Annotated in this window: 19 protein-coding genes; 3 read left to right on the forward strand and 16 right to left on the reverse strand. The window is 51.5% G+C overall.

Annotated elements, in window-relative coordinates; translation table 11 throughout:
• Positions 1-80: 80 nt before the first annotated feature.
• From L4D19_RS23955 to carA, 3 genes are all read right to left on the reverse strand, one after another.
• A complete protein-coding gene (locus L4D19_RS23955) occupies positions 81-935 on the reverse strand; it encodes a magnesium transporter (RefSeq protein ID WP_428454557.1) in 855 nt (284 codons plus the stop codon).
• Positions 936-1,459: 524 nt separating this feature from the next.
• Entirely contained in the window at positions 1,460-4,684 is a 3,225-nt protein-coding gene (gene carB / locus L4D19_RS23960; protein WP_428454558.1) for a carbamoyl-phosphate synthase large subunit, read from the reverse strand.
• A 16-nt stretch (positions 4,685-4,700) separates the two neighbouring features.
• Positions 4,701-5,840 carry a glutamine-hydrolyzing carbamoyl-phosphate synthase small subunit gene (gene carA, locus L4D19_RS23965; protein ID WP_428454559.1) on the reverse strand — a complete coding sequence of 380 codons (1,140 nt, stop codon included), beginning with the start codon at positions 5,838-5,840 and terminating at the stop codon, positions 4,701-4,703.
• A gap of 237 nt (positions 5,841-6,077) precedes the next feature.
• Here carA and L4D19_RS23970 point away from each other — a divergent pair, with 237 nt between their 5' ends.
• Entirely contained in the window at positions 6,078-6,428 is a 351-nt protein-coding gene (locus L4D19_RS23970) for a hypothetical protein (protein ID WP_428454560.1), read from the forward strand.
• On the opposite strand, the gene dapB is transcribed toward L4D19_RS23970, so the two are convergent.
• The 7 genes from dapB to murJ all read right to left on the reverse strand — a co-directional run bounded on the left by dapB (position 6,389) and on the right by murJ (position 14,831).
• Entirely contained in the window at positions 6,389-7,198 is an 810-nt protein-coding gene (dapB, locus tag L4D19_RS23975) for a 4-hydroxy-tetrahydrodipicolinate reductase (protein ID WP_428454561.1), read from the reverse strand. The two genes, L4D19_RS23970 and dapB, sit on opposite strands and share 40 nt — an antisense overlap.
• Before the next feature lie 122 nt (positions 7,199-7,320).
• Positions 7,321-8,262: a 4-hydroxy-3-methylbut-2-enyl diphosphate reductase gene (ispH, locus tag L4D19_RS23980; RefSeq protein ID WP_428454562.1), complete on the reverse strand. Its 942-nt coding sequence runs from the start codon at positions 8,260-8,262 to the stop codon at positions 7,321-7,323.
• A 12-nt stretch (positions 8,263-8,274) separates the two neighbouring features.
• A complete protein-coding gene (gene fkpB / locus L4D19_RS23985; RefSeq protein WP_428454563.1) occupies positions 8,275-8,709 on the reverse strand; it encodes an FKBP-type peptidyl-prolyl cis-trans isomerase in 435 nt (144 codons plus the stop codon).
• A gap of 106 nt (positions 8,710-8,815) precedes the next feature.
• Positions 8,816-9,346 (reverse strand): signal peptidase II, encoded by a 531-nt coding sequence (lspA, locus tag L4D19_RS23990; RefSeq protein ID WP_075762536.1) that lies wholly within the window; start codon positions 9,344-9,346, stop codon positions 8,816-8,818.
• Positions 9,346-12,192 carry an isoleucine--tRNA ligase gene (ileS, locus tag L4D19_RS23995; RefSeq protein WP_428454564.1) on the reverse strand — a complete coding sequence of 949 codons (2,847 nt, stop codon included), beginning with the start codon at positions 12,190-12,192 and terminating at the stop codon, positions 9,346-9,348. Before ileS ends, lspA begins: the two co-directional genes overlap by 1 nt.
• A complete protein-coding gene (gene ribF / locus L4D19_RS24000) occupies positions 12,189-13,160 on the reverse strand; it encodes a bifunctional riboflavin kinase/FAD synthetase (RefSeq protein ID WP_428454565.1) in 972 nt (323 codons plus the stop codon). Before ribF ends, ileS begins: the two co-directional genes overlap by 4 nt.
• Before the next feature lie 111 nt (positions 13,161-13,271).
• Positions 13,272-14,831: a murein biosynthesis integral membrane protein MurJ gene (gene murJ, locus L4D19_RS24005; RefSeq protein WP_428454566.1), complete on the reverse strand. Its 1,560-nt coding sequence runs from the start codon at positions 14,829-14,831 to the stop codon at positions 13,272-13,274.
• A gap of 209 nt (positions 14,832-15,040) precedes the next feature.
• Between murJ and rpsT the strand changes: the two genes are divergently transcribed.
• The gene (rpsT, locus tag L4D19_RS24010; protein ID WP_075762540.1) at positions 15,041-15,301 is read left to right on the forward strand and encodes a 30S ribosomal protein S20; all 261 of its coding nucleotides are present in this window, start codon (positions 15,041-15,043) and stop codon (positions 15,299-15,301) included.
• A gap of 69 nt (positions 15,302-15,370) precedes the next feature.
• Here rpsT and L4D19_RS24015 read toward each other — a convergent pair whose 3' ends face one another.
• The 4 genes from L4D19_RS24015 to nhaA all read right to left on the reverse strand — a co-directional run bounded on the left by L4D19_RS24015 (position 15,371) and on the right by nhaA (position 18,219).
• Entirely contained in the window at positions 15,371-15,685 is a 315-nt protein-coding gene (locus L4D19_RS24015; protein WP_075762541.1) for an ArsR/SmtB family transcription factor, read from the reverse strand.
• A gap of 107 nt (positions 15,686-15,792) precedes the next feature.
• The gene (gene nhaR, locus L4D19_RS24020; protein WP_075762542.1) at positions 15,793-16,680 is read right to left on the reverse strand and encodes a transcriptional activator NhaR; all 888 of its coding nucleotides are present in this window, start codon (positions 16,678-16,680) and stop codon (positions 15,793-15,795) included.
• A gap of 113 nt (positions 16,681-16,793) precedes the next feature.
• Positions 16,794-17,060, reverse strand: a complete 267-nt coding sequence (locus tag L4D19_RS24025) for a hypothetical protein (protein WP_160649619.1) — start codon at positions 17,058-17,060, stop codon at positions 16,794-16,796.
• A 1-nt stretch (position 17,061) separates the two neighbouring features.
• Positions 17,062-18,219, reverse strand: coding sequence for a Na+/H+ antiporter NhaA (gene nhaA, locus L4D19_RS24030; protein WP_160649618.1), 1,158 nt, complete (start codon positions 18,217-18,219; stop codon positions 17,062-17,064).
• A gap of 483 nt (positions 18,220-18,702) precedes the next feature.
• On the opposite strand from nhaA, the gene L4D19_RS24035 reads away from it, so the two are divergent.
• On the forward strand, positions 18,703-19,845 hold the full coding sequence (locus L4D19_RS24035) for a Na/Pi symporter (RefSeq protein ID WP_160649617.1): 1,143 nt from the start codon (positions 18,703-18,705) through the stop codon (positions 19,843-19,845).
• Positions 19,846-19,974: 129 nt separating this feature from the next.
• On the opposite strand, the gene L4D19_RS24040 is transcribed toward L4D19_RS24035, so the two are convergent.
• Positions 19,975-20,826: a thymidylate synthase gene (locus tag L4D19_RS24040; protein ID WP_428454607.1), complete on the reverse strand. Its 852-nt coding sequence runs from the start codon at positions 20,824-20,826 to the stop codon at positions 19,975-19,977.
• A 113-nt stretch (positions 20,827-20,939) separates the two neighbouring features.
• Positions 20,940-21,746 carry a prolipoprotein diacylglyceryl transferase gene (gene lgt, locus L4D19_RS24045; protein WP_160649614.1) on the reverse strand — a complete coding sequence of 269 codons (807 nt, stop codon included), beginning with the start codon at positions 21,744-21,746 and terminating at the stop codon, positions 20,940-20,942.

Below are 21,746 nucleotides of genomic sequence, written 5' to 3' on the forward strand. Positions count from 1 at the left end.
ACCCTAACCCTCCCCTTGAAAATGGGAGGGGCAAAAACAGCATCCTCGAAGTTTATGCCCCTACTATAGGGGCACAAAACTTACGCCAGACCCAGCATCCAGTTCACCGTGGTGAAGTAGATCATCATCCCGGTAATATCAACCACCGAAGCCAGTACCGGGCTGACCAGCACTGCCGGATCCAGCCGGCAAGCCCTCGCGATCATTGGCAAGATACCACCGACAGTCGTCGAGAGGACAACCTGCAGCGATATAGCCATACCGATTGCCAGCGCAATGTCATGCAACTGCATCCCCATCGGCAGAGCCGTACTGTCGCTGAACATCAATACCCGGCCGACAATCACCACAGCCAGTACCGCAGCAATCACAATTGCGACCCGGAACTCTTTCCACATCACGGCCACCCAGTCCCGGCACCGTATTTCTTCCATCGCCAATGCCCTGACTACCAAAGTGGCAGCCTGAGAGCCGGTGTTTCCCCCGGCAGCGGCGATCACCGGCATATAAATTGCCAGTAATACCAGTTGGCTCAAGGTGTCCTCGTAGTGAGAGATGATGAGGCCCGAGACAATCCCCAGCAATGCTAAGCCGACGATCCAGCCGATACGCTCGCGAACGTGACTGAACACACTGTTTTTCAGGTAGTGTCCGGCCGGTTCGGCTTCAGAGCAGATCAAGCCAAGCCCGTTGGCCAAATGACGCATCCGAACGTGTTCGTTCATCTCATCCAACAGATCCAGCAGCGTCTGAACATGACGCAACGGACACTCATGTAACACCGCAATCGCCTCTGAAATCGGCATTCTCGCCAGCAGAGTGGCCTGCTCTTCAATGTTGTATTTCAAAAAAGCATTACGTACTGCCAGAACATCGTTCTGACCAAGATTTTCTGTTGCAGCTACAGACTGAGCTGCATAGTTCATTACCGCCATGGCGAATCTCCCGATTGGCAATGCCCGCCCTATCAGACGTAGCATGGGTAACGACCACCAGAATGGCGCTATACACCAGCATAAATGTGCCGAATACTACCGGAACCGGACAGCAAATAAGCCCAGATAGCCGACAGCATAAAGCCTGTCATTTATTACAAATTAGCGACATTCAATATTGAGAAATAGGTAAGAAAACCAGGAATGGTTTGTCAGGAAAGATATCAAAAAAGAAAAGATACAAGACATACTATTCCGAACCCGGGCTGGCTCGGAATCACAGGAGACCGACACCGTTAGCGGGTTTGATTTTCCACCTTCATACTCGGGGGATGGTCGGTATCGTTCATTAAAGTCTCCAAAAAATTTATCGCTTATGCGACGCCGCCAATTGTACGCAATTCAGTTGTCAGTTCAAGCAGTATCCCTGCGAATTTGACAGAAAATATAAATGCCGCAGCTCGAGTACCAATAACAAAACAGCCCGCACAAGGCGGGCTGCTCATTCGTCTCGACAACAACCGTTAGGCGTTGTTAAGACGTGCATGAAGCTCCTGTACCGATGTGACCTTGTTACGGTCATCGGCTGTCCAGGCCATACAAGTCGCAAAGGCAGCATTGAGGGTGGTGGTATAGTTCACCTTCTCAGCCAGCGCGCCGCGACGAAGTACTTTAGAGTCTTCAATCGCCTGGCGCCCTTCGGCAGTGTTTACGATGTAGGAGTACTCATTGTTCTTGATACGGTCAAGGATATGAGGACGGCCTTCGTGTACCTTGTTCACTAAGCGAGGGTTGATACCCGCTTCACCCAACACAACGGCTGTGCCGTGAGTCGCATCCAGCTCGTAGCCCTGTTTCACCAGCTTAGAAGCCAGATCAACCACACGCTGTTTGTCATTACCACGAACAGATAGCAAAGCACGGCCCTTGGCCAGCTTCTCCTTGCCACAACCCAGTTCCGCCTTGGCAAACGCCTCGGCGAACGTATCACCCACGCCCATCACCTCACCGGTAGAACGCATTTCAGGCCCCAACAGTGGGTCAACACCCGGGAACTTGTTAAATGGCAATACCACTTCTTTCACTGAGTAGTAAGGAGGAATGATTTCCTTGGTAAAACCCTGAGATTCCAGAGACTGACCGGCCATTACACGAGCGGCAATTTTCGCCAGCGGCGCACCAGTTGCCTTCGAGACGAACGGTACCGTACGCGCGGCACGCGGGTTCACCTCAATTAGGTAGACTTCGTTGTCCTTCACCGCGAACTGGGTGTTCATCAGGCCACGAACACCTAGCTCAAAGGCCAGCTTCTCAACCTGCTGACGCATAACATCCTGAATTTCTTGGCTTAGCGTATAAGCAGGTAGTGAACATGCCGAGTCGCCCGAGTGAACACCCGCCTGCTCGATATGCTCCATGATACCGCCAATCACCACCCGCTCACCGTCGCAAATCGCATCGACATCCACTTCTGTTGCATCATCCAGGAAGCGGTCAAGCAGTACCGGGGATTCATTCGACACGCTCACCGCTTCGTTGAAGTAACGACGCAAGTCAGACTCGTCATAAACAATTTCCATTGCACGGCCGCCCAGTACGTATGACGGACGGACAACCAGCGGGAAACCAATTTCTTTCGACTTCTCAACGGCCTGCTCCATAGTCGTGACCGTGGCATTATCGGGTTGCAACAGGCCTAGACGTTCAACCGCAGCCTGAAAACGCTCACGGTCTTCTGCACGGTCAATCGCATCCGGGCTGGTACCGATAATTGGCACCCCAGCAGCTTCCAATGCACGTGCCAGTTTCAGCGGCGTCTGGCCACCATACTGCACAATCACACCTTTTGGTTTTTCAACACGGGCAATCGCCAGTACATCTTCAAGCGTAACCGGTTCAAAATACAGACGGTCAGAGGTATCGTAGTCGGTTGATACCGTCTCGGGGTTACAGTTAACCATGATGGTTTCGTAACCGTCTTCTCGTAGTGCCAGAGAGGCATGTACGCAGCAGTAGTCGAACTCAATCCCCTGACCGATACGGTTTGGACCGCCGCCCAGTACCATGATCTTGTCATTGTCCGTCGGGTTAGCCTCACACTCTTCATCATAGGATGAGTACATGTAGGCAGTATCTGACGAAAACTCGGCCGCACAGGTATCAACGCGCTTGTAAACCGGGTGAATATCGTACTGATCACGCAGTTTGCGGATTTCAGTTTCTGCAACACCCAGAAGCTTCGCCAGACGCGCATCGGCAAAGCCCTTGCGCTTAAGCTGACGGAGGACATCTGCATTCAGGCCGGCAAAACCGCCCTCTTTCACTAGTGCCTCAAGCTTGACCAGATCTTCGATTTGAACCAGGAACCAACGGTCGATGTTGGTCAAGTTGAACACACCGTCTACCGACAGGCCGGCACGGAAGGCATCAGCAACGTACCAAATGCGCTCGGCACCGGCATCCTTCAGCTCGTGGCGGATCTTGGTCAATGAATCCGGTGCATCAAGGTCAACCATTTCGTCAAACCCAGTCGCACCAACTTCCAGGCCGCGAAGGGCTTTTTGCAACGATTCCTGCTGGTTACGGCCAATCGCCATCACCTCACCAACCGACTTCATCTGAGTCGTCAGACGGTCGTTGGCACCGGCAAATTTCTCGAAGTTAAAACGAGGGATCTTGGTAACAACATAATCGATTGTCGGTTCGAACGATGCCGGGGTCGCACCGCCGGTAATGTCATTCATCAGTTCATCAAGGGTAAAGCCGATAGCCAGCTTGGCTGCGATTTTAGCAATCGGGAAGCCTGTGGCTTTCGATGCCAGCGCAGAAGAGCGGGATACACGCGGGTTCATCTCGATGATAACCATCCGGCCATCTTTCGGGTTAATACCAAACTGAACGTTTGAACCACCGGTTTCTACGCCGATTTCACGCAGTACCGCCAGAGAGGCGTTACGCATCAACTGGTATTCTTTGTCAGTCAGCGTCTGGGCAGGCGCGACTGTGATGGAGTCACCCGTATGGATACCCATGGCATCGAAGTTTTCAATTGAGCATACGATAATGCAGTTGTCGTTCTTATCACGAACCACTTCCATCTCGTATTCTTTCCAACCGATAAGCGACTCATCAATCAGCAGTTCGTTGGTCGGTGACAGATCCAAACCGCGACGGCAGATTTCTTCAAACTCTTCTTTGTTATACGCGATACCGCCACCAGTTCCCCCCATAGTAAATGACGGACGAATGATACAAGGAAAGCCAACCATATCGAGCACTCGGTAAGCCTCTTCCATGGTTTTCGCTGTATCGGCACGCGGGCATTCAAGACCGATGGATTTCATTGCCTTGTCAAAGCGAGAGCGGTCTTCGGCTTTATCGATTGCATCTGCCGTTGCACCAATCATCTCGACACCGAACTCTTCCAGCACACCGTGCTTTTCAAGATCCAGCGCACAGTTAAGCGCCGTCTGACCACCCATGGTCGGCAGTACAGCGTCCGGACGTTCTTTCTCAATGATCCGGCGAACCACTTCCCAGTGGATCGGCTCGATATAGGTGGCATCGGCCATGTCCGGGTCGGTCATGATGGTAGCCGGGTTGGAGTTAACCAGGATAACGCGGTATCCCTCCTCACGCAGCGCCTTACAGGCCTGCGCACCCGAATAGTCAAACTCACAGGCCTGACCGATAACAATTGGGCCAGCACCCAGAATCAGAACACTTTTAATGTCATTACGTTTTGGCATCTCTTACTACTCCGGCTTAGGCGCTGTGCTGCTTAATTAATTCGATAAAGTGATCAAAAAGTGGCGCTGCATCATGCGGGCCAGGGCTTGCTTCCGGGTGACCCTGGAAGCTGAATGCTGGCTTGTCGGTACGGTGTATTCCCTGCAGGGAGCCATCGAACAGCGACTTGTGCGTTGCACGCAGGTTATCAGGCAGCGTCGCTTCATCAGCGGCAAAACCGTGGTTCTGGGAAGTGATCATGACGACATCGCGGTCAAGATCCTTAACCGGGTGGTTCGCACCGTGGTGGCCGAACTTCATTTTCACCGTCTGGGCACCGCTTGCCAGTGCCAGGATCTGGTGGCCAAGGCAGATACCGAAAATCGGCAGCCCTTTATCCAAAAAGACCTTAGTGGCTTCAATCGCGTAGTCACAAGGCTCCGGATCACCCGGGCCGTTTGACAGGAACACGCCATCCGGGTTCAGTGCCAACACCTCTTCTGCCGAAGTCTGGGCCGGGACTACCGTCAGGCGGCAGCCACGGTCAACCAGCATACGCAGGATGTTACGTTTGGCACCAAAATCATAGGCAACCACGTGATACGGCAGTTCGTTATCATCTTTGGCTTCAGGCAAGCCATTTTCCAGTGTCCATGACCCCTGCTTCCACTGGTACGTTTCAGCCGTGGTCACTTCCTTAGCTAAATCCATGCCTTTCAGGCCAGGAAATTCTTTTGACTTCGCCAGCGCCAGTGCTTCGTCCAGGCTGTCGCCTGCCATAATGCAGCCGTTCTGCGCACCTTTTTCACGCAACACGCGTGTCAGCTTACGCGTATCAATATCGGCAATACCGACAATGTTTTGTGATTTAAGGTAGTCAGAAAGGGATTGTTGATTACGGAAGTTTGAAGCAATGAGGGGAAGATCGCGAATGACCAGGCCTTGCGCGTGGATTGAGGAGGATTCTTCGTCTTCGGAATTGGTTCCGGTGTTGCCAATATGGGGATAGGTAAGAGTAACAATCTGTTGGGAATAAGAGGGGTCAGTGAGAATTTCCTGATACCCCGTCATCGAGGTGTTAAAAACAACTTCACCAACGGCCGAACCATCTGCCCCTATGGACACGCCGCGGAACACTGTCCCATCTTCAAGGACTAACAGCGCAGATTTGCTCAAGACAACCTCCAAAAAAAATAATCATGCAACAAAAACAGATAAACTTGCAACTACCCATTCCATACAAAGTCAAAAAGCGAGTCAAGCTGATTTTTGACAAATTCCGCGCAGTCTAGAGATCGCAGATAATTCTGTCAAGAAATCGACAAAAATAAATTTAATTTATATCAACCTTACACCATAAAGCCACCAAAGGCGTAAAAATAACAAGCTTTCTGTGGTTTTTAGGCCTAAAGAATGACACCCGTTCTCATTTTATCGTTTGCTAAAATTCACCAAACAACACAAACAACAAAACCAAGAAAAAAAACCAAAAATATAAAAGTTAAGCCACGGTTTTGCAGTTCAGGCCGCAAAACAAAATTAAGAGGCACAAAAACAAAAGAAAAGAGAGAGTATGCGAGAAAAAAAGGAAGTGAAAATAAAACAGCAGAAAAACAACAACACAAACCACTGTTTATGCAAAGGCGACAACAAGGCGCATATCTCCTCACCTCTTCTGGATCACCAAGGTGCCCAGAAGAGGGAGTCAATCTAAAAAAACCAGCTTACAGCTCGTCCAGTCCCAGCACATCCTGCATGGTGTAGAAGCCTGGCTCTTTATTGTTCAGCCATGCTGCAGCACGCACAGCGCCATTGGCAAACGTCATGCGATCTGTGGCCTTATGGGTAATTTCCACCCGCTCGCCAATATCGGCAAACATCGCGGTATGCTCGCCGACAATGTCGCCGGCACGGATTGTGGCAAAACCGATTTCATCCCGGCTGCGTTCACCGGTGATCCCCTCACGGGCATACACCGCAACATCATTGAGCTGGTTCCCCATCGCACCGGCTATCGCCTCGCCCATACCAATCGCAGTTCCCGACGGCGCATCAACCTTGTGGCGGTGGTGGGCTTCGATGACCTCGATATCGCAATAGTCGCCCATCACCTTGGCAGCTTTCTCAAGCAGCTTAAACACCAGGTTCACCCCGACGCTATAGTTAGGAGCCATTACAACCGGCATATGCTCCGCCGCCTTGTCAATCAACAAGCGCTCGTCATCGCTGAAACCGGTCGTCCCAATGACGATTTTCTTGCCATGCTGACGGCAAAACTCGATATTCGCCAACGTGGCTACCGGTGCAGTAAAATCAATCAGGACATCGAAGTCATCTTTAGCCGCCGCCAAATCATCGACAATAGCCACAGATACAACCCCGACACCGGCCAACTCACCGGCATCTGCGCCCACCAGCGTCGAACCACTGCGTTCTGTCGCCGCCCCCAGCAGTGCCTGCTCGGAAAGGTGTGTAGCTTTTAGCAGCTGGCGGCCCATGCGTCCTGCCGCTCCAGCAATCGCAATTCTAACCATTGCGTCTAGTCTCCCTGTTTCTGGATCTTGTTTGTATTACGACAATGTAGCCTGTTGGTGAATATAAAAAAAGCCCCGGCAGTGGCCGGGGCTTAATTTGAGATTCGATTTGTACCGTCTAGCTAGACATTTTTAACCTGTAGCTCACGCGGTACTTCGAAGAACATATTTTCTTCACGGCCGCTTAGCTCTTCCACTTCCGCACCGCTCAACTGCCGGATGCGCTCAATGATCTGGTTGACCAGCTCTTCCGGTGCCGATGCGCCCGCAGTAACACCGACCTTGCTTTTGCCTTCAAACCAGACAGCCTCGACATCTTCCGGGCAGTCCGTCAGGAATCCCGGCGTACCGAGCTTTTCTGCCAGTTCGCGCAAGCGGTTGGAGTTCGAGGAGTTTTTCGACCCCACCACGATCATCACATCGACAGTCTCGGCCATTTCGCGCACTGCGTCCTGGCGATTCTGGGTGGCATAGCAGATATCGTCTTTACGCGGCCCCTGAATGTCCGGGAACACCTGGCGCAGCTTGTCGATCACATCCGCCGTTTCATCTACCGACAGGGTCGTCTGGCTAACATAATGCAAGTTAGATGGATCTTTGACTGTTAGCTTATCCACATCTTCCGGTGTCTCGACCAGATACATCCCGCCGGTTTCGCTGGCATATTGCCCCATGGTCCCTTCGACTTCAGGGTGGCCGGCATGGCCGATCAGGACAACTTCCATATTGCGGCGGCTGGCTCGAGCCACTTCCATATGGACCTTGGTTACCAGCGGACAGGTTGCGTCGAATACCGTCAGTTGACGGGCTTTGGCTTCGTTGCGCACCGCCTGCGAGACGCCGTGGGCAGAGAAAATCACAATATTGTCATCAGGGACTTCATGCAGCTCTTCGACAAAAATAGCACCACGCTGCTTGAGCCCCTCAACCACAAAACGGTTATGGACGACTTCATGGCGGACATAGATTGGCGGCTGATACATTTCGAGTGCGCGCTCGACAATACTGATGGCACGGTCAACACCGGCGCAAAAGCCGCGTGGATTGGCTAATAAGATTTTCATTGCTAACAGCTCTTAATTATCTATGGTCACAACTTCGACATCAAAGGTGACACGTTGTCCTGCAAGCGGGTGATTGAAGTCAACAGTCACCGAGTCACCGACAACGTCAGTTATAATTCCGGGAATATCGTTACCATCAGGGCCGGCAAAAGCGATGATGGTTCCCACCTCGGCCGGCGCATCGGCTCCGAACCTGGCTAAATCCACATGGTGGATGTTATCGGGGTTGGACAGACCAAATGCATCTTCCGGCTCAAGCGTAAAACTGCTTGTCTGGCCTGCGACCAATCCCAATAGACACTTTTCAAAATTATCCGTCAGGCTACCATCACCCATCCGGAATTTTGCCGGCTTCCCCATCGCCTGGGTCGACTCTGCTACCGAGCCATCTTCCAGCTTGATGGCAAAGTGCATCAGTACTTCACTGCTTTCCGTAATTACCGACATGTAGGGTCCTTTTGTGTAGTGTCCGTTATATTTTATCCGCCCATTTAACAACAAAGCGCCGCCCGTATCAACGGACAGCGCTCAGGGTTATAGCTTGTAACGGCTTTTAGCGGTTAACTGGTTGTTTATTCTTGTCAGCTAAGAAGCCTTCCAAAATAATCAGCCCGGCACCACAGCAAATAGCAATATCGGCAATATTGAATGCCGGCCAATGATGGGTTCCGACGTAAAAATCAAGGAAGTCAACAACAAAGCCATGATACAGGCGATCAAACAGATTACCGAGTGCACCACCAATGATCAGGGCATAGGCGCTGTTGGCCAATCGGTTCGACGCCGGAGAACGACGCATCCAGAATACCAACAGACTACATACCGCCAGTGCAATCGCCGTAAACAACCAGCGCTGCCAACCTCCCGCATCACTCAAAAAGCTAAATGCCGCCCCGTAGTTATGGACATAAAGCAGATTGAAGAACGGCAACAGCTCAATACGGTTAGGCCAACCGTATTCCATGGTATTCATGACCAGGAGCTTGCTGCCAATGTCGAGTACAAACACCAGAGCTGCCAGCCACAGCCAGCGAACTCCAGATTGTTTAAGCGACAGCGTTTGTTTCGGCGATAACTTAGTCATTAGGCAAACTTACGCTCTTCACCTTCGCCGCTGATGTTGCTCACACAGCGACCACATACTTCTTCGTGCCCTTCGATCGTGCCCACATCGGCCACATGGTGCCAACAACGGTCACACTTCGCCGCTTCCGAAGCCGCAACTGTCACGAACAGACCTTCAACGTCAGTATCCTGCGCACCTTCCGGCTTGCTGTCGGCAACCACGACTTCCGCTTTCGATGTCAGCATCACAAAGCGCAGCTCGTCTTCCAGCTTGTTCAGCTTCGCTGCCAGTGCTTCGTTAGCATGAAGGGTGACTTCTGCCTGCAGAGCACCACCAATCACTTTATCTTTACGCGCACCTTCAAGCAGCTTGTTCACGGCACCACGTACCTGCTGGATCTCAGCCCAGAACTCGTTGTTCAGCTCTTCGCCTTCACCCAGGCCGAACAGGCCGTCGAACCACTCGCCCGTGAATACGAACTTCTCGCGCTCACCCGGCATCTCGTTCCAGATCTCATCGGCAGTGAACGACATAATCGGTGCCATCCAGCGAACCAGTGCCTCGACGATGTAATATAGCGCCGTCTGACAGCTACGCTGCGCGTGGCCACCACTCTTCGCGGTGTACTGGCGGTCCTTGATCACATCAAGGTAGAAAGAGCCCATTTCGATAGAACAGAACTGCATCAGGCGCTGAGTAACTGTGTGCAGGTTGTACTCATCATACGCTTTGATGATTTCTTCCTGCGCCGCCATTGCTCGGCCCACCGCCCAACGGTCCAGCGCCACCATCTCTTCCGGTGCTACCAGATCTGTCTCTGGGTTGAAACCGCTCAGGTTGGCCAGGAAGAAACGTGCCGTGTTACGGATACGGCGGTATGCATCAGCAGAACGCTTAAGGATTTCATCAGAAACAGCCACTTCGCCCGTATAGTCAGTCGAGGCAACCCATAGGCGCAGAATGTCGGCACCCAGCTTGTTGGTGACATCTTTAGGTGCAACGACGTTACCAATAGACTTCGACATCTTGCGGCCCTGGCCGTCAACCACGAAACCGTGAGTCAGAACCTGGTTGTAAGGTGCCTTGCCTTTCATCGCCACAGACGAAATCAGCGACGACTGGAACCAGCCACGGTGCTGATCCGAACCTTCCAGGTACAGATCGGCTGCGTTGCCGTTGTACTCTTCGCGGCTATCAACCACTGAGAAGTGGGTAACACCAGAGTCAAACCATACATCCAAGGTATCCAGTACCTTCTCGTAGTTTGCTGCGTCTTCTTCACCCATCAGCTCGGCGTGGTCAAGATCCCACCATGCCTGAATACCTTTCTCTTCAACCAGCTTGGCAACTTTTTCAATCAGCTCAGGCGAGTTCGGGTGAAGTTCCTGTGTTTCTTTATGAACGAACAGGGCAATCGGCACACCCCAGGTACGCTGGCGTGAGATACACCACTCCGGACGGCCTTCAACCATACCTTCGATACGGCTCTGGCCCCACTCCGGCATCCACTGTACGTTTTTGATTTCTTCTAGTGCCTTGGCACGTAGACCCGCCTGATCCATCGATACAAACCACTGTGGTGTTGCACGGAAAATGATCGGCGTCTTGTGGCGCCAGCAATGCGGGTAGCTATGCTCATAGGCATGGTGGTGAAGTAGCGCACCGTGCTCTTTCAGCGTTTCAACTACAGCATCGTTGGCTTTGAATACGTGTTGGCCGGCAAACAGTTCAGTATCAGGCAGATACACACCGTTGCTACCGACTGGGTTAGCCACTTCAAGACCATACTTCTGGCCGACAACAAAGTCTTCCTGACCGTGGCCAGGCGCGGTATGTACACAGCCAGTACCCGATTCGGTTGTGACGTGATCGCCAAGGATTGCCGGTACGTCAAAGCTGTAGAACGGGTGGTTGAAGCGCATTAGCTCCAGATCCGCACCTTTACAGAAGCCAAGGTTGTGGAAGTGCTCGATACCGGCGCGATCCATAACCTCTTTTGCCAGCTCAGCCGCGACGATCAGACGCTGAGGCGCTTGTTCACCATCAGAGCTGACTTCAGTCTGGATCAGCACATATTCAAGATCATCACGGATAGCAACCGCACGGTTCGCCGGCAGTGTCCAAGGTGTTGTTGTCCAGATAACAATCGAGACATCACCCTGGCCTTCGTGGCCATCCGCACAGCCAAACTTGGCAACAACGGCCGCTTCATCGACAGCTTTGAACTTCACGTCGATAGATGGCGAGACTTTATCTTTATACTCAACTTCCGCTTCTGCCAATGCAGAACCACAGTCCGTACACCAGTGAACAGGCTTGAAACCTTTTAGCAGGTGGCCCTGATCGGCAATCTTGCCCAGAGAACGAATGATGTTCGCTTCTGTTGCAAAATCCATTGTACGGTAAGGCTTGTCCCACTCACCCAGTACCCCCAGGCGAATGAAGCTTTCTTTCTGGCCTTCTACCTGACCGGCAGCATAGGTACGGCACTTCTCGCGGAACTCCGCAGCCGTCACTTTGTGGCCCGGCTTGCCGACTTTCTTCTCTACCATCAGTTCGATTGGCAGACCGTGGCAGTCCCAGCCCGGGATATAAGGTGCATCAAAGCCAGAAAGAGTCTTTGACTTAATAATAATGTCTTTAAGAATCTTGTTCAGTGCGTGACCAATGTGAATATCACCGTTGGCATATGGAGGGCCATCGTGTAATACGAAGGATTTTTTACCCTTCTTGGCTTTACGGATCTCACCGTAAAGATCTTCATCATACCAACGCTTAAGCATCGCAGGCTCACGGTTGGCTAGATTGCCTCGCATCGGAAACCCTGTTTCAGGCAGGTTCAGGGTATCTTTATAGTCGCTCATTGATTCTCGATTCCGTTACTTGGGCGAAGTTGGACATTATTACGCTCAGACAGCCACACCCGTGCCGTTTGAGCATCACGCTCTATTTGCGCTTTTAGCGCATCAAATGATTCAAATTTTATTTCGTCACGCAGCTTATAGTGCAGCACGACTTCAATCTGATGCCCGTAGAGATCAGACTGGAAATCAAACAGGTGTACTTCTAGTTGCTGGCGTACACCATTGACTGTCGGCCGCCGGCCGACATTGGCCACTCCCGGAACGGGAGCACCTTCGACGCCGAAGACCTCGACCGCATAGACACCGGACACCGGTGACACACGCCGTTTGAGAGGAACATTTGCCGTCGGGAAGCCGATTGTACGGCCAAGTTTTCGTCCGTGGGATACCCGCCCGCTTATACTATACGGGCGGCCCAGCATCACCTCGGCCTGCTGCAAGTTGTCACTTGCCAGCGCCTGGCGAATCGCCGTGCTGCTGACCCTTTGTTCAGAAACACAGAAACTCTGTGTGCTGACAACGGTAAAGCCATATTCCTTGCCGGCTGCTACCAGCATAGCAAAATCTCCGCTGCGGCCCTTGCCGAAGCGAAAATCATCGCCGACTACCAGAAACTTAACACCCAATTGCTCGACCAACAAGCGGCGAACAAAATCTTGCGCCGACATATCGGCAAAATGGGCATTAAAATTGACGCAAAGCAAACGATCTACACCAACTTGCTTCAACTGCAAGTACTTATCACGAAAACGTGTCAGCCTTGCCGGCGCCTTTTCACCTGCGAATAGTTCCATCGGCTGCGGTTCGAAGCTCATTACCGTGGCCGGGCATCCCAGCTCATGCGCTTTGGCCAGAACCCGGCGCAGCACCGCCTGGTGGCCTAAGTGAACACCATCAAAATTACCAATCGTCAACACGTTACCGTGATGCTCTGGCTTGATATTATGTATACCTCGGATTAATTCCATGCGCCGCTTTCATTTTCGCAGAGTGAAAAACTGACGGATTATATACTACTCTGCGCCCATCATACCAATCTGAATCAGATTCTGACTAGTTCACCACATTAATAGAGGCAATCATCCCTCGGCCTTCAGATGGTGCAGACGGACTCCCAGTACAAGCACCGTCACCAAATAGGCCGCAGCACCGAGAGCAATCAGACCAGCCAACCAGAGAACCCGGTAGCTCAGGCTCCAGGCCAGCCACTGGCTCATAGCCGGCAACAGCCACAACAGGGCTGCAACCATCACCGCCCCGGCAAACACCAGACGCAGGACAAACAGCAATGTTGTTTTTGATACCCGGTAGACATTGGCACGGTGGAGGCCTCGGTAGAGTAAGGAGGCATTCACCAGCGCCGACAGTGCCGTTGCCAATGCCAGTCCGATGTAGCCATACAGGTAGGCAAAAATCGCATTAAACACCATATTGGTCAGCATCGCGATAATGCCGTAGCGCACCGGCGTCTTGGTGTCCTGGCGTGCATAATAGCCCGGAGCCAACACTTTGATTAGCATGAAATTTAATAACCCTGACGCATAGGCGAGCAACGACAGCGACGCCTGTTCGACATCCGCTGGGGAAAATTCCCCACGCATAAACAGCACCATCAGCATCGGCTTGGCCAGCACCATCAGTCCCAGCATCGCAGGGATCCCCAGCAGCAATACCATGCGGACGCCCCAGTCCATGGTCTGGGCAAAATGCTCGCTGCTCTTCTCGACATGCTTGCGAGACAGGGCCGGCAGGATCACCGTGGCTATCGCAATCCCGAACAACCCGAGCGGGAACTCCAGCAAACGGTCCGAGTAGTACAGCCAGCTAATCGAGCCAGTCATCAGGAAACTGGCAATGAAGGTATCAAACAACAGGTTAATCTGGCTGACGGAGACCCCGAACAGGGCCGGGATCATCAGAGTGCGGATTTTGGTAACGCCAGGATCGTTCCATCCCCATTGCGGCTTAACCAGCATTCCCTCTTTATATAGGAAGGGGATCTGGAACAAAAACTGTATTAGCCCCCCCAGAAAGACCCCGATAGCCAGGCCGATTTCCGGCTGCTCCAGATTGGGAGCCAAAAACCACGCACAGCCAATGATCGCGACATTGAGAAACACCGGAGTAAAAGACGAAACGGCAAACTTACCCAAGGTGTTGAGAATCGCCCCGGACAGGGCAACAAAGGTAATAAACCATAAATAAGGAAAGGTAATTTTCAGCAGCAGGCTGGCCAGCTCGAACTTGGGGGCCGACGGTCCATCGTTTAACCAGTCAAGAAACCAACCGGCACCGAACAGGGCGGTCACAATCCCGGAGCCCAGCACCCCAAACAAGGTCACGACCGATACGATAACCCCCAGGGTACCCGAGGCCCGCGCAATCAGCAGCCGGGTCTTGTCCATATCTTCAGAAGCATGGCTTTCTGTCAGTACCGGGACAAATGCCTGGGAAAAGGCCCCCTCGGCAAACAGACGACGTAAAAAATTAGGGATTTTGTTGGCAAAGAAGAAAACATCTGCCGCGGCTCCTGCTCCCATCAGGTTAGCCACCACCACATCTCGCACCAAACCCAGCACCCGAGAGACCAAAGTCATAGTGCTGACTATCAGTCCGGAGCGCAAAAGACGCTTACTCACAAAAAAAACCTCATAAAGATAGCCCAGAAAGGTGACTTACAGGGCGAAAAGCTGGTAAAATCTGCCGCCATATTAACCGTGTTAATCCGCAAGTGCCAACTCTGTTGGTTAGGCGGTTATTTGCACAAATCATTTGACAATCTTTGGTTTTGCAGGCATAGTCCTCGGCCTTAAATTGTCACCGTACCAAGAATTTGGGAGTTACACCCTTGGCAAATATCAAATCTGCTAAGAAACGTGCTATCACTTCTGAGAAACGTCGCCAGCACAATGCTAGCCGTCGTTCAATGATGCGCACTTTCTTCAAAAAAGTTATCGCTGCTATCGAAGCTGGCAACAAAGAAGCTGCTTCTCAGGCGTTCGCTGAAATGCAACCTGTTATGGACCGCATGGCTACTAAAGGCCTGATCCACAAAAACAAGGCTGCACGTCATAAAGCACGTCTAGCTGCGAAAATCAAAGCTCTTTAATTGAAGAGTTGCGATTGAGCATTAAAAAAACCGGCATCAGCCGGTTTTTTTATGCCTGAAATTCAGACCTTACGCTTCATTGGTATTTTCTGCACTGCAATACATTTTGTGCAGCAGCTCGATCATCGCCCGAACTTCTTCGCTCTTGAGGCGATAGTAAACCGTCTGAGCCACTTTCCTGGTCTCAACCAACCCGTCTCGACGAAGCCATGCCAAATGCTGAGAGAGTGCAGACTGGCTCAAGCCCAGCTTGTCACTCATCATTCCCACGGACATTTCCCCTTCCAGCAAGTAGCACAGAATAAACAAACGTCGTTCATTCGCCATGGCTTTCAGCAATGCTACGGCCTTGGGAGCATTCTGCTCCATCTGCTGCAGTTCCATTCTTCCACCATTATTAAAATTAAGTTAATGCTAATGTACTTAATTTATGCCGGGTTTACTAGCCATCAATGTTGAATTTCCGTGCTAACAGCCGGAAATTAGCAACATTATTTAAACATCTTACCGAAATCTGCCTCGCAGATCTTCTTTACCGCCGGGTGCATGATCATGCGTTCTGCAAAAATCACATAATACTCTTCCTTGATCTCCTTCACCCGCTTCACTTCGCAGATGGTATTGGACTCAACAATCTCCATGGCATAGATAGAAGGCGCAACAAACATGGACTGGTGGTAGGAGCCGAACGCCTTCATCAGCGCGGCATCATCAAACTCACCGAGAATGTTCGGGGTGATCCCCTGCTGATCAAACCAATGGTGCAACTTGCGGCCCATGGCGGTACGGCGCCCCGGCACCAGCAGCTTGTAATCTTCGATACAGGCGGGAAAGTTAAGTGCCTTGGCCGGCTTGGAACAGAAAAAACTCATGGTCGACTCACCCAGCTTTTTACTATACAGGCCAGGGCTTTGGGTCGAGTCCACCGGACAGTCCGAGAGGATCATATCCAGCTTGTGTTGCGAGAGCTGCTCCAGCAGCATCTCGTGGGTTGACTCATAACAGCGAAGGTGAATCCGCTCGTCTTCCGGGACCCCTTCAAGCAAGATTTTGCTAACAAGGCGCTTGGAGAGTGCATCAGCGACCCCTACTTCCAGCAACTGGTTTTCACGCTGGGTATAGTTAACGATATCCAGCATCTCGTAGCTCAGGTCAAACATCTTGTCGGCATACTTAAACACGAGCTGCCCCAGCTCGGTCGGCTCGATGTTCCGTCCGACGCGTTTGGTCAGCTTGCCCTTGAGCCTTTCTTCCAATGCCCGGATCTGACCGGTAACCGTCTGCGGGGCCAGAAACAAGGCGTCCGCGGCTTTGGTTACCGAGCCCTGCTTGCAAACCATCCAGAAATAATAGAGGTGGTTGTAATTTAGATGAGACATCCTGTTTTGCTAACTTCCCAGATATAAAAAACCCCAGACGCGCAGCTTACGCTGTGCCTCCGGGGTCTTCAACCATAATCATCGCGGGAATGATTAAGCGAGCATATATCTCGTCAGTTTGTCGACTGAATCGACTTTTTCTCGAACTGGACAGTCTTACGGTAACGCTCTCCTACACGTTGCTCCAGCGCGCGTGAGCGGAATGTCTCATCCTGCTCAATCATCGCGGTGTCTTCAACGCTAGCCTTACCATGGCTAAGACCGGCCAGGTAGGCCTGACAAACTTCCGTGTTACTGTTATTGATGCAACTGTCATAATCAGGTGCCGCGATGGCTGCTGATGATGTCAGTAATGCAACGGTTAGAAGATAACGCTTCATATTATGCCTCCGTTTTTGGCAGAGAACGGCTCAGTAAGAAATAACCCAATACCGCTGATAACGTTGACCCCAACAAAATCCCTAGACGCGAGTAGGTGCTGAAGTCATCAGGTGCGCCGACAAAAGCCAGCGACGAGATAAAGATAGACATGGTAAAGCCAATACCACACAGCACTGACACTGCCGAAATATGCGTAAAGCCGATGCCGTCAGGCAGTTTCGCAATGCCGCTCTTCACCGCCAGGTAGCTCGCCGAGAAGATCCCCAGCGGCTTACCAACGAGCAGACCGAGGGCAATACCGAGCGGCAGCATCGATGTCAGGCTTTCAACCGATACGCCTTCCAGTGAGATACCGGCATTGGCGAATGCAAACAACGGCAGAATCAGGAACGCAACATACGGGTGCAGAGCATGCTCCAGGTGCTTCAGCGGCGAGTGCTTCTCAGAGCTACCATCCTCACCCGAGAGCGGAATCGCAAAGCCAAGTACAACACCGGCCAGCGTGGCATGTACGCCAGATTTCAACACACTAAACCACAGGATCAAACCAACGACTATATACCAGGACAACTTGGTAACATTCTTGGCATTCATGACAAACAGTGCTGTCGTCGCCGCGAAGGCCACAGCCAATGCGATGGTAGACAGGTCGCTGCTGTAGAACAGCGCAATAATGACGATAACGCCAAGGTCATCAATAATCGCCAGCGCCAGCAAGAAGGCTTTTAGCGATACCGGTACTCGCGGCCCCAGCAGTGCCATCACACCTAATGCAAAGGCAATATCGGTCGCGGCAGGAATTGCCCAGCCTTTGGCCGCCATAGGGTCGGAAAAGTTAAAGGCAAAGTAGACCAAAGCCGGTGCAACCATTCCACCAACAGCAGCAATTGCCGGGAAGATCGCTTTCTCTTTCGTATTTAGTGCGCCTTCGATCAGCTCACGCTTTACTTCCAAGCCAATCAGCAAGAAGAAAATAGCCATCAGACCATCGTTGATCCAATGCGATACAGAGAGACCTGCAACGTAGGAATGCAGCGTCCCGTTGTAAAGAGGCTCCAATGGCGAGTTCGCAACCATCATTGCGATCGCAGCAGCGATAATCAAAATAATGCCGCCGGCGGACTCTAATTTCAGAAAATTACGAATTGCATCGGTCATCGACCGTAACTCCTTTACATGAAACAAATATCACAACGAATGTGTAAATTTAGTTTAGTCGTCACACTACTGATGTGGGAAATCGTTTGTTTAGAGATTAAGACTCGGAAAAACCGAATTATTGGAGCCATAACAAAGTAATATCCGCATAATAAATTTTATGCTGTCATAAAGCGTCTTATTTCCTACTGCCAATTTGCTCAATAGATGGAAAAAATAGCTGATTTTCACTCATTAAGGAGCAAAATATCTCGTTTATTACGGATTTCAGACAAATAATAATAACACAATAAAAACAACACCTTAAGTCGAAAGGTAAAGTAATAATTACACTTCTTTATCGTCTTTCTGGTCACAAAATAAGCACAAATATACTTTATGACAGACAGTGTCATATTTCTGAAATATTCGATCTCTACCATCGCCTCCAGATTTCAAATAAATGAAACCCAAACGACATCTTCTTGTCATGGAGAAATGATTATGACTACCCAAGCCACTACTGCTGAGCCAATGAACAGCTCTATGCGCTGGGTCCGCTGGGCAAACCTGGCGTTCATGCTGTACGTTCTACTTGTTGCTGTCTCAATGGTCAGCAGCGGCTTTAAATGGTCGGTAGGCGAACAGGCTAAAACGCTGTTTGAATTTGCTTCCCACCCTATCGCCGGTCTGATGATTGGTCTGGTGGCAACATCGCTTATTCAGTCGTCCAGTACTGTTACTTCAATCATCGTCGGCCTTGTTGCTGGCGGCCTGCCGGTTGAGACGGCAATCCCAATGGTAATGGGTGCCAACATCGGTACAACCCTGACCAACACCCTGGTTAGCCTTGGCCATGCACGCTGCAAGGATGAGTTCCGTCGTGCGTTTGCAAGCGCAACAGTCCACGACTTCTTCAACCTACTTGCTGTTGTGATCTTCCTGCCACTAGAGATGATGTTCGGCCTGCTAGACAAAGTATCGTCATGGCTGGTATCGCCTATGATGGATGCTGGCGATATGAGCATGAAGGGACTTAACTTCATGAAGCCGCTAACCAAGCCTGCCGTGGAAGTCGTAAAAGGCCCACTGGAAGCATTTGGCAACATGGGTGGCGTCGTTCTGATTTTCATCGGTATTGCTCTGATCTTCGTAGCCATTACGGCTATGGGCAAGCTAATGCGCAGCCTGATGGTTGGCCGTGCCCGTGAAATCCTCAAGAGTGCAATCGGCCGTGGCCCGCTTCACGGTATCGCCTCTGGTTCAATCGTGACGATTCTGGTTCAGTCTTCTTCTACGACGACCAGCCTGATGGTACCGCTAGTAGGTACCGGAGTGCTGAAGGTACGTGATGTGTATCCTTTCACCCTGGGAGCCAACATCGGTACGTGTATCACAGCCCTGCTGGCTGCAACGGCAATCTCTGGCGACAATGCGGTATTTGCCCTGCAAATTGCTCTGGTACACCTGTCGTTCAACGTGCTGGCAACCCTGTTTATCTTTGGTATCCCGCTACTACGTGAGCTACCACTGAAAGCCGCTTTCTTCCTGGGTGAGCTGGCGACCAAGAACAAAATGGCTGTTGCCGGCTACCTTGGCCTCGTCTTTGTTGCAATTCCAAGTACTATCCTGGCAGTGACGGCCTAAGTCCTCGCAACCGCTACCAACGGTCCATCAAAAAAGCCCCGCATTGCGGGGCTTTTTGTTGTTCTGCATTTCTGTTCCGGGCAAGCAAAGTATTTCAGCTGTGTTTATTTGTTACCCCGGGAAACAGTTTTATACAGAAAAAGGGTACCTGATTGGCTCGTGGTGCTGGTAGCCCACTACTTCAAAGTCATCCATCGTCACCCAGGTTTCCAAATCTTCCAGCGTTTTGATGTCTGGGTTGATATTCAGCTGAGGTGAAGGAAACGGCTCGCGTTTAAGCTGGACATCTCGCATAAGCTCCAGTTGGTCTTCGTAGATGTGGGCGTTGATGATCTTGTGGTAAGCCTGACCCGGCTTCTTGCCCGTGATCTGTGCCATTAATGCCAGCAGGGTATAGACCTGGATCTGGTTGAAGTTCAGGCCAAGCGGCACATCGCAAGAACGCTGATAGCTGGTCAGATACAGGGTATCGCCCAGTAACGAGAACGTGTGGGTGTGCATGCACGGGCGCAGACAGCCCATATCAAACTCACCCGGGTTATAGAACGTCAGGATCTCGCCGCGGTCATCAATGCCCCGGCTGAGATCATCGACAATCTTGCGCAGCTGATCGATGGTCGAGCCATCCGGCTTGCGCCAGCTCCGCCCCTGAACCCCGTATACCCGGCCCATGTCATCGTGCCCCTTGCGGTGCGGGTTGTTCAGCCACGCCTGGTTGTCGTTGGCATTCATGTCCCAGGTCTTGGTTCCCAGGGCCCTGAAGTCGGCGGCATTGTCATAACCACGAATATAGCCCAGCAACTCCGCAATAGCCGCTTTCCAGTAGCTCTTGCGGGTTGTGATCAAAGGAAACTGGTTATTTGCCACATCATAGGTCAAGTCTGCATTTACCACTGTCAGGCAACGCTTGCCGGTTCGTTCATTCTCAATCCATACACCGTCATCGACAATCCGCTGACACAGATCCAAATATTGTTTCATCATCCTGCCCGTTAATTTCTCAGCTGTACCAGTAAGGTACAGTTGCGCCCAATATTATCAGAATACAAAAAAGGCAGCACCCTTGAGTGCTGCCTTGGTCAAAACGTCTGCGCTTACGCGGTGGTATTTCTCGGCTGGGTTTTATACGCCCACAGCATCATCAGCAAACCACCGATCACCATCGGCAAAGACAAGATCTGCCCCATGCTAATCCAACCGCCAAACAGCCCCAAATGGGCATCCGGTTCACGGAAGTACTCGACGATAAAACGGAAACTACCGTAACCGAACAGGAACAGCCCCGACACCGCCCCGGCAGGGCGCGGTTTGCGAATAAACAAGTTCAGGATAATCAGCAATACCAGGCCCTCGAGGAAAAACTCATAGAGCTGGGACGGGTGGCGTGGAAGCGGTCCGCCAGTCGGAAACACCATGGCCCATGGAACATCCGATGTTCGTCCCCATAACTCACCATTGATAAAGTTGCCCAAGCGGCCAACTCCCAGACCAAACGGCACCAGTGGTGCGACAAAGTCTGCTACGTTGAAAAAGGTTCGCCCGTGCTTATAGGCATACCAGAACATCGCGGTAATGACACCGAGCAATCCGCCATGGAACGACATGCCGCCCGTCCATACCTTAAACAGATAGAGCGGATTATCCAAAAACAGGTCGAAGTTATAAAAGAGCACATAGCCGATACGCCCGCCAAGGACGACACCGAGGAAGCCGGCAAACAACAGGTCGCTGACCTGCTCCCGGGTCCAGCCGCTACCCGGCTTATCCGCCCGGCGGTTAGCCAGCCACATGGCAAAGACAAACCCCAGCAGATACATCAAGCCGTACCAGCGTATCGCTAGCGGGCCAATCTCAATCAAAATCGGGTCAATGTTTGGAAACGTCAAATAACCTTGGCTCAT

Origin of the sequence: Photobacterium kasasachensis (assembly GCF_050336885.1) — a bacterium.
GTDB classification, from domain to species: Bacteria; Pseudomonadota; Gammaproteobacteria; order Enterobacterales; family Vibrionaceae; genus Photobacterium; species Photobacterium kasasachensis.

Bases quoted from the DNA above. Each gene is read 5' to 3' on its own strand.
- L4D19_RS23955 (WP_428454557.1), bottom strand. From the start codon at position 935: ATGGCGGTAATGAACTATGCAGCTCAGTCTGTAGCTGCAACAGAAAAT.
- carB (WP_428454558.1), bottom strand. From the start codon at position 4,684: ATGCCAAAACGTAATGACATTAAAAGTGTTCTGATTCTGGGTGCTGGC.
- L4D19_RS23970 (WP_428454560.1), top strand. From the start codon at position 6,078: ATGACACCCGTTCTCATTTTATCGTTTGCTAAAATTCACCAAACAACA.
- dapB (WP_428454561.1), bottom strand. From the start codon at position 7,198: ATGGTTAGAATTGCGATTGCTGGAGCGGCAGGACGCATGGGCCGCCAG.
- ispH (WP_428454562.1), bottom strand. From the start codon at position 8,262: ATGAAAATCTTATTAGCCAATCCACGCGGCTTTTGCGCCGGTGTTGAC.
- fkpB (WP_428454563.1), bottom strand. From the start codon at position 8,709: ATGTCGGTAATTACGGAAAGCAGTGAAGTACTGATGCACTTTGCCATC.
- lspA (WP_075762536.1), bottom strand. From the start codon at position 9,346: ATGACTAAGTTATCGCCGAAACAAACGCTGTCGCTTAAACAATCTGGA.
- ileS (WP_428454564.1), bottom strand. From the start codon at position 12,192: ATGAGCGACTATAAAGATACCCTGAACCTGCCTGAAACAGGGTTTCCG.
- ribF (WP_428454565.1), bottom strand. From the start codon at position 13,160: ATGGAATTAATCCGAGGTATACATAATATCAAGCCAGAGCATCACGGT.
- L4D19_RS24015 (WP_075762541.1), bottom strand. From the start codon at position 15,685: ATGGAACTGCAGCAGATGGAGCAGAATGCTCCCAAGGCCGTAGCATTG.
- nhaR (WP_075762542.1), bottom strand. From the start codon at position 16,680: ATGTCTCATCTAAATTACAACCACCTCTATTATTTCTGGATGGTTTGC.
- L4D19_RS24025 (WP_160649619.1), bottom strand. From the start codon at position 17,060: ATGAAGCGTTATCTTCTAACCGTTGCATTACTGACATCATCAGCAGCC.
- nhaA (WP_160649618.1), bottom strand. From the start codon at position 18,219: ATGACCGATGCAATTCGTAATTTTCTGAAATTAGAGTCCGCCGGCGGC.
- L4D19_RS24035 (WP_160649617.1), top strand. From the start codon at position 18,703: ATGACTACCCAAGCCACTACTGCTGAGCCAATGAACAGCTCTATGCGC.
- L4D19_RS24040 (WP_428454607.1), bottom strand. From the start codon at position 20,826: ATGAAACAATATTTGGATCTGTGTCAGCGGATTGTCGATGACGGTGTA.
- lgt (WP_160649614.1), bottom strand. From the start codon at position 21,746: ATGAGCCAAGGTTATTTGACGTTTCCAAACATTGACCCGATTTTGATT.